This is a genomic window from Pseudomonas azadiae (assembly GCF_019145355.1).
Classification (GTDB): domain Bacteria; phylum Pseudomonadota; class Gammaproteobacteria; order Pseudomonadales; family Pseudomonadaceae; genus Aquipseudomonas; species Aquipseudomonas azadiae.
This window is the reverse complement of the sequence record NZ_JAHSTY010000001.1, coordinates 1-14,495: the sequence shown is the minus strand read 5'-3', so window position 1 is coordinate 14,495 and position 14,495 is coordinate 1. Positions and strand designations below refer to the sequence as shown.

Here is a 14,495-nt window from a genome sequence, read left to right as displayed (position 1 = left end):
GCCGCCTGTCACAGGTGAAACGCATGTTCAACAAAGCATGGTGCCTCGCGCTCTGCCTCGGCCTGGGCTTGCCCCAGGCGCGGGCCGCCGTCGAGCGCGAGACCTTCGAGGTGTCGGTGACCATTCCCACCGCCGACTTTTACGTACTGCCGGTGGACCCGCTGCTGGTGCAGCAGGAGCAAGTGATGCCGTACAACCCGGTGAGCTCGCAGCTGACGCCGCTGCGCGCGCAATTCGACGTGAAGAACGTCGGCGGTGGGATTGCCGCGCGGCTCGATGGCGAACCGTTTCTTTATAACGGCACCCGGCGCATCGACCTGCGCGTGACGTTCAACGCCGTGGAACTGGGCCTCGCCCCGACTGAAGTGGTGACCAGCAGCGATGCTCGCCCCGGCAAGCGCGTGGCCCTGGAAATTGCCGCGATCAAACCCGACGACGACTATCAGCCGGGGCGTTACTACGGAACCGTGCACATGGTGTTCGACGCCGTCGCCCCGTGATTTTTTGGAGTTAATGATGAAAATTGCTGCCTGGCTGCAAGGCCTGTTAAAAGCTGGACTGGTGTGCGTAAGCGGATTGTTGGCGTCGGTACCGGCTTACGGATTCGTGCAGGAAATCACCGCTGAGTTTCGCCCGAACCCGGCCAATCCCATGGTGAATATCTTCAAGAACACCACGCCGGAAAGCGGCATGTGCCCCTGGCATATTCCAGAGCGCTGCAAGCAATTGGGAATATTCAGTATCCGTACCCCGGCTATCCAGTTCACGTCCAGCGCACCTATCCAGGCCAATCACTCCGATCCGCGCAAGGGCGCCATGTTCAAGGCGCCCACCTCATGGCGCGAGGTGGCGGTGACTAATCTCGATACGGGCCAAAGCGAGACAGTTAAGGTGCGTATCGCCGGTATCGGTAACAAATGGATCATGCAGCCGCCGGCCTACTATATAGCCTGGGATAAAGGTTTCTATTTTTGGATGTACCCATCTCCGCCCTGTGTCAGTACGGGGATGGGCACCGGTCATCAGCGGTTGTTCCTGTTTGCATGGATTCTCCCTGTGGATGCAGGTATCTGCAAAGTTCAAGCGATCGACGATATCCCGGGTCTGGTGTATGACACCTTCGAGTTTTCCTACGAGATGAAAACGCCCAATCCACTGACCATGGGGGCGGGTCGTTACGTTGGGACCATCAACTACACGATCGGACCGGGCGCGGATTTCGATTTCGGCGACATCATGCTGCCCAATGACAATAGCTTGACCCTTAATTTTACCCTCGACGTCGACCACCACCTGCTCGTGGAAGTCCCCCCCGGCGGCAACCGTATCCAGCTCGAACCCCAGGGCGGCTGGCAGGCCTGGCTCAACACGGGACGCAAACCAAGCCGATTGTTGCGCGACCAGACCGTCAACCTGTGGGCCAGCTCGCAGTTCAAGATGAACCTGGAATGCGGCGAACCGCTGGGCAACACCTGCGGCCTGCGCAACGCCGCCGGCCACCAGGTGCCGGTGGAGGTGGCGGTGACCTTGCCGCCGGGCCTGACCGACGCCGTCGGGCGACCGGTCAACCGCCTGCCCCTGCGCCTGGACGGCAGCGGCACCGAACGGTTCCAGCCCTCGCGCTACATCGACCGCAAGCCCAGCACTTTGCATTTCGAGGTCAAGGCCGATGCCGTGGCGCAAATGCTCGATCAGGGCGGCAGTACCTACAACGGTACCGTGACCGTGGTGTGGGATTCCGAGGTGTAGCTCACCGCCGCGTATGGGCAGGCGCCTCCAGGCGCTGCAACGCCTCGCGCGTCAGGCGCCGCGCCAGTTCACGCTCACTTTCTTGGGTGCCGGTAAAACCGTCGGCCAGGATTCGTTCATAGGTTTGCGGCGTCATCGGCTCGCCGCTCAACACGCTCGCATGGGGCACGTTCAGCGCATCGGCCAGGCGCAACAGGCGTTGCTTGAGCGTATCGCTGCGTGCGCTGCTTGAGGCCCACTCGTTCTGCGCAAACATCAAGTCGTCCAGCGGCTCGATCAGCGCATTCGCGCGTTCGATGCCGGCGGCAAATTCATCGGCGTGGGCGCTGCGCAGATAGCTGTCCCAGAAGGGTTGTTCAAGCATGCCATCGACCAGACCGTCGCCGGCCTCCAGCGCCAAGACGCTGTCATGGGCGGCATTGATCTTGGCAGCGTCCACATCGGCGGTGGCGCGGTAGCTCATGTGGTCCGACACCCAGGGCAAACCCAGGCGTTGTTTGAGTGCGCTTTGATAGGCCAGGTAAATCTCCACTTCATCCACGGTGCCCGGCTGCCCGTCGACCATCTGCGTGGAAAAGCGCAAGCCCTGGCCGCCTTCGGCCACTGGCTTGAGGCGCTCGCGGATATCCGCCTGCGCCACTTGATTGAGGCGTTCCAGGCGCGACTTGCCCTTGGCCAGGCGCGCCAGTTGCAACGCCTGCTCGGTGCCGCTCCAGGTGTGCAACACGTCGTGGAGTTCGAACTCCACCCCCATCGCATTGAACACCTGCAACCCTGCATCGGCGCAGGTCACCGGGTTGCTCGCCAGCATGAACAAACGCGCGCGCAGGGCCTCGTCGCCCTGCATCACAATCAGCATGTGCCAGACCTTGCTGGTCAGATCCCGGCGGCTGCGCTGGTAACGCAACTGGTCGCGCGGGTCTTCGAACACCTCCGGTTGTTCCAGGCTTTTGAGCACTTCGAAAAAGCCCTGGGCGCCGTGTTCCTGTTCGAGTTCGTTCCACAGCTTCTGCAAGAAGGGCTGGTGGTCGGGTTTTTCGCCGTCCAGCCAAAAGGCCGCGTTGCCTTGAGGCTCGTACGTGCGCAGGGGGTCGAGCCCCGCCGCGAGGCGGTAGCCGACAAAGGTGTTCTCGGCGTCCAGCGTTAGCCGGTGGCGGTCCAGCCGGGTGCGCGCCACCAGCTCGGCTTCGGGTTGCCAGGGTAGAAATTGCGGGACGTGATCAATGGCGGTGTTTTGCAGGTCAAGGGTGAAACCCGCCAGGCGTGAGCGTGCGAACAAGCCCTCGGGCCATTCGCGGATGCCCGTGTTGCGCAGCGCGAGCGAACGCAGGAACGGCATGCCGCCGATGTCCGGCGCCACGCTCAGCAGGCGGTTGCCGCTCAATGACAAGTGCCGCAGCCACGGCAGGTGCCGCAATTGCGCCAGGCTTGCGGCATCCCATTGCAGCGGGTTGTTGTCCAGCGTCAATTCCCGCAGGCCGATCATGCGGGTCACCGGCTGCGGCAGGCGCGTCAAGCGGCTGCCTTGCAGGTTGAGCGTCACTAGCCGGGGGAAATTTTCCAGGAAGGGTGTGTCGCTATCCAGCAGTTGGGCGTCGATCAGCTCCAGGTGCAGCACGTGGTCGAAGCGGGCCTTGAGGCGCAGATTACCGAGCAAGCCTTGCAGGGAGGCGCCGTTCAAGCCGAGGCCAAATCCCTCCGGGTCAGGCTTGAAGTTGTGTTCCCACAACCGGATCAAGGCGTTGGCCAGGTTATGCCGGCGTCCAGCGCTGCCTTCGGGCTCGCCGGGCGTGCTCAGCTCGGCCCAGCTTCTCAGCTCGGTCTTGAGTTCGACTTTTTCCACTTCGCGGGCTTCGAAGCGCTGCAACTGTTGCGGGTCTTCCAGGCTGGGCAGGTAGGTGTCGATTTCCTCTCGGGTGGCGAAGGGGTAAAGCGTCTTGACCCGCTCTTCGAGGGTCGGTGTAAACAATTGCGAGCGCCATTTCGCCAGGCGGCGCATGGGTTTTTGCGTCAATACCAAGGCGTCGCGCGTCGCTTCAGGGCTGATATCAGGGCTTTCGAACAGCTAGCGCCGTTGCTCGGGGGCGGCGATTTTCTCAAGCATCCAGGCCTTGAACGCCTCGCTCTGGCCCGGCGCGAAACCCAGGGCCGCCTGGCGATCCAGGGGCAAGGCATGCAGCACGGCTTCAAAGAACTCGGCGTTGCGCAACAACAGCCGATGTTGACCGTCGTAGAGCTGGTGCTGCTTGCCGTTGGGCCGCACCAATACGCGCACGCGCCGTGCATCCGCCGCGCCGACGTGGATCTGCAACGGGCCGGTGGGGCTCTGGCTGCGGATTTCCAGGCGCGTATCGAGCAACGCATCGCTGTGCAGGCGCAGGGTATTGAGCACCATGCGCTCGGTGTCGGCGTTGACCAGCGCCGGTTCGAAAAACCCTTCCAGCCCCTGCACGCCGCGGGCTTGCACTTGCAGCTCGCGGGCCAGGTTGCGCAGGCGCAGCGGTACGTGCCGGGCAGTGTCGTCCAGCTCATTTGGGCGGGCGTGGGCGATCACCTGCCGGGCGAGGGTTTTAGGCAGGTCGCCGACCGCCTGGCGCACCTGCAAGGCCGCCGTGTCCAAGTCTAGTTCGCTGTTCTGGTAGAGGTAGTTGAAGACCGCGCGGTGTTGCTCGGCGAAGCGCTCGGCCAGGCGATTGCGCAAGGCCTGCACCGGGTCGCTGCCGGCGCTGTCGCCGAGCAGTGCCTGCAATTGCGCCTTATCGAGAAACGCTACCAGACGCTCTGGCAGTTTGCCCAGGTTCAGGTCCTGACGACTGATCTTGAGCACCTGCGTGGCATCGTCTTCGCCATTGCGCAAGGCGTCGCCGGTCAGCTCAGGGTTCTCGTACACATCGATCGCCCGATCCGCCGGCCAACCCGGCAACTCGCGGGCCAGTTGCGGGCTCCAGTAGGTGTCGTCGTCGATCCCAATGCCATCGCGCAGATGTTGCGGCAGTTGCTTGGCGCGCTGGTTGAGTTCAAAGCGTTTGAGCGTATGGTCCAGCAGCGGCGTTGGGCTTTGCTCGGTTTTCGCCGCGCGCAGGGTGGCATAGTTGAAGCCGCTGAGGGTGAGGAGCTGTTCCGCGTGCGCCACGTTGTCCGGGCCCAGGCTGCGCAACAGTTGCTGATCGCTCCAGGCGCTCGGGCTGTCGTCGCGCACCAGCGGCGGCGCGTAGGCGTCCGGGCGGGTGGCGTGGCGGATGCGATAGTTGCCCTCGGCGCCGTCGGGCTGCACTGCGTACCACTTGCCGTCGAGCGCCAGCAGCTGTTTCCCGGCGTGCATGTGCAGGCCATGTTCATCGGCGACCGCCGCCGCCGGCAGGATCAAGCCCTGTTGCTGATAGGGGCCTGGATCGGGGTTCCACAAGCGCACGCGGCCGTTCACGTCCACCGCCTTGAGGCCGTCGACGAAGGGCGATCGGGCCAGTTGCCCGCCCACGCCGAACGCCGCGAATTGCACCACGTCGTCGACCACTTCGAGCAAATGCCGGGCTGCTTCAAGCGCCTGCCCCTGGGCCAGGTCCACCACGCCCTCGACCACTTCATCGAGCAGTTGGTAAGCGGTATAGGCCAGGGTCAACTCGCCCAGCAAGGGCACGAACGGCGTGACCACCAGCAGCGCGGCGCTGAAGATATCCGCCAGCACACGGTTGACGTTATCCCACCAGGCCTGGCGCGCGCGGCTGTCGGCCAGCGCGGTGGACACCGCCAGTTCGCGGGCGTCGTTGAGGATTTTGTTCAGGCTTTGTTGATACAGGTCCGGCCACAGGTCGGCGTCGATACGCAGGACGCCGAACGTCGTGCGTGGCGTTGTCGGGTTGAAGAAATGCCCGCGCTGGGCCTGGTCGACGAACTGGCTGAAAAAGCGCCGGTAGCCGTCATCGCGCAGTTTTTCGTCCAGGGCCTTCATGAAAGCGTGGCTGTCGGCGTAGTGCTGGAGCGCGCCGTGGCGGTCGTTGGGGATGTACACCAGCAGCGGCGCGGGCTGGGTGGCTTTTTGCAGGTCGGGGGCGATGATCAGGATGCCCGTCAGGTAGGTGTCGCGCATCTGCAGCCGGTAAAACTGCATCACCCCGCGTTCGCCGTGCAGCGCACGTTGCACCACGGCGAAGGCCGCCAGGTCGATGTCCTGGCGCAACAGGGCCAGGTGCGCGGCGTTCTCTAGGGCGGCCTTCTGGCTGGCGATCACCTCCTGTTGCAGGGCTTTGGCAGCGGCGGTGTCGTTGGGCAGCAAGTGCTTGCGCAGGTGCTTCTGATAGCGTGCGCCCAGGTCGAGTTCACGGCACAGGCGGGTGAATTGCTCGATGCTCATATCCTGTTTGAGCGGCTCGATCATGAAGTGCCCACGGACGTCGGGCCGGGTGATGTAGCTTGAGCTGTCGGTGAACGTTTCGTCATGGGCGAAGTTGTGCAAGGCGGCGTTCAGCAGCGATACGGTGCGGCTGGTGGTGCCCTGGATGATCTTGCCTTTGGCGGTGTGCAGGAACAGGTGCGTGGCGGTGACGTCGAGCGTCAGGGCATAGCGCTCTTTGATCTCTTCGGTCAGTAACGGTTGGGCGAAGGCGTACACGTCCTGCAGGTGCTTGAGGCGCCGGTCGACGGCGTTTTGCGTGGTCCAGGTCTGGGCATTGGCGCGCTTGAGCTCGGCCTGGGGCCCGGCGTGGATAAACGCCGGCAACTGCAACAGCGGCGCACGGCGCAAGGCCTGGGCGCGGTGCCCGGCGGTGTCGCGCAGCCACGCGGGCAAGGTGCGCTGGATCAATGGGTAATGCGGGCCTTTGGACATGGCGATGACCTTGCGGGTAGAGAATCGCCTCAGCCTAGGGCGCGTGGCGGGCGCCGGTGAGGTAACTGTCTAGTGCAAGTGGCCCGCGTGCGGGGCGTAGCGTTTTTGGCTCACCCGAACGAGAGCCTGTTTATGTCTGCTTCACTGCGCCACCTTCAAATCGAACAGATTCACACCCTCTTCAGCGACCCGCCAACTCTGGAAACGGTGGCACTGGACAGCGCCCAGGCCTGGCTGGATCAATACCTGGCGGCGCAGCGTTTCAACGCCGCGCGTACGCTGCTGGCCACCGACGGACGCTATCAACCGTTGGCCCAGCTGGTGGTCGAACGTCTGGCTGCGGCCAAGCCGACGCTGCTGTTCGAAGGCGAACACCAGGTTGTGCAGCGCACTCGCGAAACCTATACGCCGGACGGCCCGAGCCTGGCCGACGTCGAGCGCTTGATCAACCGTTGCGGCACGCGCTTGCTGCAACTGTTCAGTGATCGCTTGCAGGCCTGGTGGCGCGAAGCACTGCCGGTGAACATGACGCGTTGGGGCTACCTGGCCGATGAATTGCTCGAACTGCTCTACGATTCGCCCGCGCCGCCGGGCATGAGCGCACAGCGTTTTGGCGAAGTGTTCCCCCGCTCGAGCCTGCACGCGCGGCGACCCGACCGCCTGTGGCGGCTCGGGTTGCCGGTGTTTACCGTGCACCTGCGGCAGGAGGCCGACACTCAAACCCTGCCGCTGCTGCTGATCACTCATGCGCCGTACACCTTGCTGTTCAGCCCGGCCAGCGGCGTGCACCTGCTGGATAACCTCGACGCCGTGCAGCCGTTATTGTCGAATTACGCCAGCCCCTTGCTGGGGAAAACCTACAGCCAGTGGTTTACCCAGCAGGTGCAGGGCGATCCGTTCGATGCCTTGGCGGCGGCGCATCTCGAGCGGCAGTTGCAGGAGATCGCCAGCCTCAACCCCCGCCTACCGCGCTCGGTGCAGGATTACCATCAGTTGCTCGGTTATATCGTCAACACCCAGCGCTGGTTCGTGCCGGCCCTGAGCGCCGCGCAACAGGCGCTGCGACCCGCGTTGCCGTTGTGGCTGGCGGCCGCCGACAGCGACGACAGCCTGGCGGCCGCGACATTGCTCCACGGCTTGGCATTGGCGGCTCAACAAGATGGCAGCGAAGACTTTCTCGACGGTATCGAGCCGCTGCCGGCCTATGTCGCCAGTTGCCTGCAGGGGTGCCTGCACAAAGACGAACCGCGCGCGGCCGATCTGGCGCCCGCCGACATCAGCCTGACCTTCGACCGAGTGATCGCCGCTGCGGTGCCGGTGCCCGGCGGTTTCATCGCAGGTCAGGTGCAACGCTTCACCCTGACCCTGACCGAACTGGCGCTGGAAAACCTCGGCGGTTTGCCCCATACGCCCAAGGCCATCCGACTCAAGGGAGAGGCCGCGCCTGAGTGGCTGACCTACGACCTGCTCAAGGCTTGCGTCACCGCCGTCGATATCGGCCAGGCTTACCCGGCACTCTTGAAAAAACACTTGATCGAGGATGCCGCCGACGCTTCCCGCCGCCAAGCCCGGTTCAGTCGCCAATGGCGTGCGCAACTGCCGTTGCAGGCGTTGCAATGGAAGATCCAGGGCTTGCACGGGCTGACGCACATGGGCTTTCGTCGGCTCAATGCAGCCGTGCAGGCCAGCAAGGCCCGGCGCGTGGTGGACGGACACGCCGTGGCCCTGTGGCCGCTGGCGTTCAAGGCGCGGCCGAGCGACTCGGCGGACACGGTGGTTGGGCATTTCGTCATCGGCCCGCGCCAGGGCGAAGAAGGCCCGCATCTGCTGTATCGGCCGCTGTTCAGCCCGGCCTTGCTCGAATATCCGTCGCAGCAAGCCCTGCTTGCCGCGATCCAGGTCAAGGGCGAGCTGCAGGACACGGTGCTGGCCTGGATAGCGCCACAGCGCCAGTCAGTGTATGCCAACGATGGTTTCCGCCAGCCGCACATCCGCTACTTTCTACAGGGCGACGAATTCACCCCCTACACCACGCCCGAGCCGGTGCAATTGAGCCGCCGGATCAGCGACGCCGACCCGGCGCAGCAGGTGTTCACCGCCACGGCCCAGGCTCTGGTGACCTTGGCCGATCGACAGACCGTGTCGAATGCCGAACAGCGCTGGGCCAGCCTCAAGCAGGCCGGGTGGTTGCTGTTCAGTAGCCTGATGCCGTTGATCAGCGGGCCGTTGATGCTGGGCGGCTGGCTGCTGCAGGTGGTGGACAGCGCGCGCAACGATCTGCCGGCGCTTGCCAGTGACGATGAGCAGGCCCGCAACGCCGCCGTGCTCGACCTGCTGGTCAACCTGATGGCGATCCTGGCGCACCAGGCTGCGCCGCATGACGCCCACGCGCCGCTGGCACTGGAAGACCCGGTATTCGCGCCGCTGGCGCTGCCCAAACCGGTGCCTGCCGAGTTGGTGCACGTCACGGCGCCAGTGGATTTCGAGGCCCCGGCCAGTTGGGCAAATGCACGCGATACCCTCACCGCCGCCCTGCAAAGGCGGCTGGATGCGCTGAGCCTGAAAACCCAGGCCAAACCCTGGCCCAAGACACTGGCGGGTGCCGAGTCCAGCGGCCCGTTGCAAGGACTGCTTCGCGACACCGCGCACACGCCGCCGCAGTGGCAGGCGCTGGTGCGCGGTCAGCTATTTCGCGTGCGCATCGAACAAGGCCGCGTGCGCGTGATCAGCGCCGACGGTAGCCGTGTCGGGCCGTGGCTCAAAGCGCTGGGCCAGGGTGCGTGGGACTTCGATCTGCAATTGCACCTGCGCGGTGGCGCTGGCGGAAACGAGCCGCCACCGCAAGATCGCCAGGCGCTGGAGCTTGAGTACACACAAGCCGGGCTGGATCGCACCAAGGCCCAGCTCGCCATGGAAATTGCCCGCAAGCTGGTGGAAAAACCACCCGGCGTACTCGACGACGAGCAGCGCAGCCGCGCCTGGTACCGCTATCTCAAAGCGATCAAAGATAAAGTGCAGGCTGCCCGCCAGGAGGTGCGCTTGCTCAAGCGCCTGCGCGAATTTGCGCCGCGCCCGCGTTATGAAGAAGACCTGTGCCAGGGCCTGGAAACGATCATCCTGTCGGCACAGTTGATGGACGCGCATAACCGCGCGCAACTGCGCGATATCAATGAACGCTTGCGGCCGCTGCTGCAACCTGAGAGTGATGAACTGGACGCACAGGCCCACGCCGAACTGGGCAAGGGCATGCGCGAACTGGCGGATAACCACGACAGCAGCATTTATTGGCGCACGCTGGAGCAACGCTACCTGGAGGAACTTCAAGACGTGCCCCGGCTGGGCCGCGACAAGGCTCGTGCGTTGACCGAGGCGATCCCGACTCGCCCTTCGATCCTTGATTTGCAGGCATTGCAGGTCACCACGTTGTGGAGCGTGGCCATCAATGTGCCAGGGGAGGCGCTGGACGATGACTTTTTCGCCGGCATGAGCGCCACCATTGACCGGGCGCGCTGGGCCAGTTGCTCCCAGGCCGACATGCAGCGATTGCAAAGCAGCGAGGCCGAGCGCATTGAGTTACTCGATAGCATTGACCACGTGTATGCGCAAACCGATGACCGCATCGAGTATTGGCGGGTTATGGAGCCCGCCAAGTTCGATCTGCCTTACTTGCAGCGGTTACAGGCATTGCTGGCGACGTTACATCGCCGGGCTGAGCAAGACTTGGGCGAGTTGCTGCACACGCCGACGAAGACCATGCCCGAACCTAAGCCGAAGCCGGTGCCAGCTTCGGAGGTGCGCCGTAAGAAAATCATTCGTACCCGCAATCGTGACATCTACGTGGCACACATGGGCGACACGGACGCCGAGCTGCGCGATTCTCACGATAAGGTGATTGGCGCGTTCACCGAGGCCGACGATGGGGTGTGGGATCTTCGGACCACGCCTGAGCCCGCGCGCCCCGATCCCGAACTGGGCGCGCTGTTGAAAAAGGCCGACGCTTTGCTGCGTGATGTCGACAAGGCGATCGCCAGCGTCGAGACGATGGTCGGCAGCGCCAATGAGCCCGCGTCACTTCAGGAACTCTTGGAGGCCGAGGCGCGTAGCCGCAAATGGGCCGCCGACGCCATCGGGCGCAAACTGCGCGGCCTGGACAATGCGCGGTTGGCGGCGGCGCAGCAGGCCAAGGCACGGCTCAAGGAGAGCGAGTTGCGTACGGCAGCGGCGCGCCTTGAAAGCGCAGGCCTGGATGCACGCATTCGCGGCTCGCGCGGCAAGCTGCTGACCCAGGACGACATCGCTTTTTTGCACCGCCATGGCGAGGTGCGCATCAGCCGTCAGGAGCGGCGGGTGAAGTTGCGCAAGGACGACTACCTGCAAGTGTATGAGGTGATTGACGTGCACACTGGGAAAGCCCTGTGTTACGCACACTTTCATTATGCGCGGGGCCAAGGCCCGGATGATCATTTCACCGCCGCGCACCTCAAGACGCCCGAGCAGGAACGCCTGGGGCGCCAGGCCCAGGCGGAAGTCGAGGCGCAGGCCTTTGCGCGCATGCGCCTGGGCCAGACCGGGCGCGTGCAACAGACGCTCGACATCCGCCGCTCCGCGATCCAGCTACCCCTGGCGCGGCAGTTGTTTTTCAGTGTCGACTGAAGCGGGCTGGCACAGCGTCCGCGTACCGGGCTGCAAATACGGCATCAGGATCGGCGCCATGCCCTTGAGCACTTGCACCGGCAGGGCCGAGGTGAAGGTGAAGTTTTCTGCCGAACGCCCTTGGACGTAGGCTGTGAGGGTGCCGAAATGCTGGTCGCCCAGGTAAAACACGAAGGTCGCCGTGCGGTTCAGTGCTTTGGAGCTCAACAGGCGCCCGCCGGCACCGATGGCTTGGATGCGGTTGTCACCGGTGCCGGTCTTGCCGCCCATGGCCAGGGGCATGCCGTCGGCCAGGGTAAAACTGCCGGCCACGCGTTTTGCCGTACCGGCGTCTACCACTTGCGACAAGGCGACGCGCAACGCCCGGGCAACTTCCGTCGGCATGACCCGCTTGCCGGCGGCGGGGTCATTGACCAGATGGGTTTCGTATGGGGTGCCGGCGGCAAAATGCAGGCTGTCGATGCGCAGCACTTTGCCGCGCACACCGTCGTTGAGGATGATGCCCATCAACTCGGCCAGCGCCGCCGGGCGGTCGCCGGAGCTGCCAACCGCGGTGGCCAGCGACGGCACCAAGTGATCGAACGGATAACCCAGCGCCTGCCAGCGCTGGTGAATATCCAGAAACGCTTCGATTTCCAGCATGGTGCGAATACGGCTGTCGCGCGCGCGCTGGTGACGGCTCTTGAACAGCCAGCTGTAAACCTCCTGACGTTCGAATTCACTGGCCTTGACGATCTCGTTCCACGTCGCCTCGGGGTGGCTGAGCAAGTAGCCCAGCAGCCACAGGTCCAGCGGGTGGACCTTGGCGATATAGCCCTGGTCGGGCAAGTCATAGGCCCCCGGCCCGTAGCTGGCATAGAGTTTTTGCAGGCGCGCCTCGGTGATTTTTTCCGTCGCCAGGTGCGAGCGCACGAAGCGGTTGAAGCTGTCCTGGCTGGCGTCGGGCAGCAGGTAGCGGTGCACCGCCGCCAGGCGAATCGGCGTGGGCCGGATGCTGTCCAGAAAGGTGTCGAGCCGGGCCTGGGTGTCTTTTTTGCGGTACTTCTTCCAGAACTTCTGCAGGTACGCCGTGCCTTCACGGTCGGCGAACCGGGCCAGGTATTCCTGGCGCCGTGGGTCGCTGTCGTCCTTGAGCAACTGGGCCGTGTGATTGGCGCCGCCATAGGTGCTGTAGCGCACCAGGTCACGCATCAGGCGAATGAACGGCAGGTTGATCGACTCGCGCAGGGCATCGCGCAGGGTCGGGTTGCGGCCATTGTCCTGGCTGCGAAAGTTAGTGAACCGGTGCACGCCACCTCCGGTGAAAAACGCCTCGCCGGGGCTGGCCGAGTAGGTGCGTTCGAGCGCGGCATCGAGCATCCGCTCCAGAGATTTGTCCGGTGTCTGGCGCAGGTAGTCCACCGCCCAGCGGCTCAGGCGATCCTGCTCATCCACCGCGACTTGCTTGAGCGCCTCGGCACCGAGGCCGCCCAGGCGCTCATGCAGCTCGGCGATGATTTGCAGGTAGGTGGTGAGCACCCGCAACTTGGCGGTGGAGCCCAGTTCCAGCTTGCTGCCTTCGTTGATGTCGAACGGTTGGTCGGTGTTGTCGGTTTGCACACGTACCCGTGCGCCATCGGGGGTCAGTTCGAACAGGGTGAAGCTGTAGCGGACCTGGGGCGTGGTGGTGGCGGTGAGCAGACGCTCGCCGAGCAGGCCGGTCCGGCGGGCGAAGTCGGCGTCGGCCAAGTGCTTGAGGTAGTCGCTGACCTGGCCCTGCAGGCTGGCTTGCAAAGTCGTGATAGCGGACAGGTCGAGACGGTCCAGGTCGTACAGCGGCCGGTCGAGCAGGCCGGCCAGTCGGCTGCGCGCGACGCTGATACCTTTGTTGGTTTCGATCGGCTGCACGGTGGGTTGCTGCAGCCAGTCGCGGTAGATCAGCGGCGCGTCGAGGGCCGCTTGCAGCAGCGCGGGGTCGATTACCTTGTTGTGGGCCAACAGCCGCAAATGGCTGTCGGCGAGGTGGGCCAGGTCCGCACGGCCCTTGACCAGGTAGTAGGACGGGCGACGCTGGGCGATGATCAGCGCCAGCACCTGGCGCAGGGCCAGGCCGCGCAGCGCCGGGCTGGCGTGGGGATCGGCCAGGGCGTGGTTGACCTGGTTGAAATCGGCGCCAAACCACACGCGCAAACCTTCGGCCAGGCCGTGGACTTCGCCGTGGCCAGGCACCGCCGACAGCGGCACGCTATTGAGGTAATCGCGCACGATGGCCTGGCGCGCAGCCAGCGTAGCGGTGCCGTCGCGGTAGGCGCGCACGCTGGCGGAAATCATCTGGCGAATTTTCTCCGCGCCCGACAGGGTGAGGCCGTCGGGAGAATGCCGGTACTTCTCCAACTGCGTCGCCAGGGTACTGCCGCCTGCGCTCTGGCCGGGCAGGTGCAGCCATTTGGCGAGCTGCGACCAGGCCGCCAGGCCAAAGCGCGGCCAGTCCACGGCCGGATTGGCCAACGGTTGCGCGGGGTCGAGCAAGTCGCGATTTTCGATGAACAACAGGCTGTCGACCACCACGGGCGGGATCGCGGCGAAATCCACATACAGCTGCTGCGGATAGCGGTACTCATACAGCGGCACGGCGCGGCAGTCGGTGATCGATAGACCCGCCTGGATTTTCTCGGCATAAGGCGCAAAAAAACCGTTGTGCACGTAATCCATCAACGGCGTGGAAAAGCGCGCCTGGGCCTCGATCACGTAACCGCGCTTGACCAGGCGCTCGGTAAACCCGCCGAGGTCGCTGTAGCCCAGGCGCCGGTCAAACGGCCCCTGCCCGGGAAAAGCAATGGCCGGGCTGGCGCCGGGTTCGACACGGTAGGTCAACTCACGCGCCAGGTCGCTCAGTTGGCGCGATTGCCAATAGGCGGTGCGCGCCTCCCTGGCGAGTAGCACACCCAAGGCGATCAACGCGACCAATAGCGCCAGCCAGAACAGGCGCCGGGCACGGCGATGTATCGGTTTTTTCGCGGGCAACGGCGCCGGAGTCTCACTGCGCCCTGTTTGCGCAGCCTTGGTCGAATCGGTTTGCCGCAGTACGCCCATAGTCGATTGATCCATTCACGCAGATTGATCGGACTTGCCTGAAGCTTAGACGCTGAATCAGAAGCGGGCCTCGGTGTTTTGCGCGAACAGCGCTTCCCTCAACAGAGAGTCGGATAAAGACTTCGGCCGAGCCCCGGCGAGGCTGCGAAGGCGGTGGCATTGCTGGCATTTCTTTGACTGACACTGCGCTATCGCT

The 14,495-nt window shown here is 64.3% G+C and carries 6 protein-coding genes; 3 read left to right on the top strand and 3 right to left on the bottom strand.

The genetic code is table 11. The annotated features are described in order from the left end of the window. The first annotated feature begins 23 nt into the window (after positions 1 to 23). Together KVG91_RS00030 and KVG91_RS00025 are read left to right on the top strand one after the other, a co-directional pair. Entirely contained in the window at positions 24 to 500 is a 477-nt protein-coding gene (locus KVG91_RS00030; protein WP_169375512.1) for a CS1 type fimbrial major subunit, read from the top strand. 16 nt (positions 501 to 516) lie between these two features. Beyond that, positions 517 to 1,749: a hypothetical protein gene (locus KVG91_RS00025; protein ID WP_169375513.1), complete on the top strand. Its 1,233-nt coding sequence runs from the start codon at positions 517 to 519 to the stop codon at positions 1,747 to 1,749. A gap of 1 nt (position 1,750) precedes the next feature. Here the strand turns inward: KVG91_RS00025 and KVG91_RS00020 are convergent, their stop codons facing one another. Together KVG91_RS00020 and KVG91_RS00015 are read right to left on the bottom strand one after the other, a co-directional pair. Next, positions 1,751 to 3,748, bottom strand: a complete 1,998-nt coding sequence (locus tag KVG91_RS00020) for an NEL-type E3 ubiquitin ligase domain-containing protein (RefSeq protein WP_169375514.1) — start codon at positions 3,746 to 3,748, stop codon at positions 1,751 to 1,753. A 66-nt stretch (positions 3,749 to 3,814) separates the two neighbouring features. Continuing rightward, positions 3,815 to 6,574, bottom strand: coding sequence for a dermonecrotic toxin domain-containing protein (locus KVG91_RS00015; protein ID WP_169375515.1), 2,760 nt, complete (start codon positions 6,572 to 6,574; stop codon positions 3,815 to 3,817). Between the two features lie 132 nt (positions 6,575 to 6,706). On the opposite strand from KVG91_RS00015, the gene KVG91_RS00010 reads away from it, so the two are divergent. Continuing rightward, positions 6,707 to 11,227 carry a hypothetical protein gene (locus KVG91_RS00010; RefSeq protein WP_217894855.1) on the top strand — a complete coding sequence of 1,507 codons (4,521 nt, stop codon included), beginning with the start codon at positions 6,707 to 6,709 and terminating at the stop codon, positions 11,225 to 11,227. Here the strand turns inward: KVG91_RS00010 and KVG91_RS00005 are convergent. Continuing rightward, positions 11,189 to 14,299 (bottom strand): transglycosylase domain-containing protein, encoded by a 3,111-nt coding sequence (locus KVG91_RS00005; protein WP_169375192.1) that lies wholly within the window; start codon positions 14,297 to 14,299, stop codon positions 11,189 to 11,191. The two genes, KVG91_RS00010 and KVG91_RS00005, sit on opposite strands and share 39 nt — an antisense overlap. Between the last annotated feature and the right edge of the window lie 196 nt (positions 14,300 to 14,495).

Coding starts and splice junctions, on each gene's coding strand:
- KVG91_RS00030 (WP_169375512.1), top strand. CDS start 24: ATGTTCAACAAAGCATGGTGCCTCGCGCTCTGCCTCGGCCTGGGCTTG.
- KVG91_RS00025 (WP_169375513.1), top strand. CDS start 517: ATGAAAATTGCTGCCTGGCTGCAAGGCCTGTTAAAAGCTGGACTGGTG.
- KVG91_RS00020 (WP_169375514.1), bottom strand. CDS start 3,748: ATGCGCCGCCTGGCGAAATGGCGCTCGCAATTGTTTACACCGACCCTC.
- KVG91_RS00015 (WP_169375515.1), bottom strand. CDS start 6,574: ATGTCCAAAGGCCCGCATTACCCATTGATCCAGCGCACCTTGCCCGCG.
- KVG91_RS00010 (WP_217894855.1), top strand. CDS start 6,707: ATGTCTGCTTCACTGCGCCACCTTCAAATCGAACAGATTCACACCCTC.
- KVG91_RS00005 (WP_169375192.1), bottom strand. CDS start 14,299: ATGGGCGTACTGCGGCAAACCGATTCGACCAAGGCTGCGCAAACAGGG.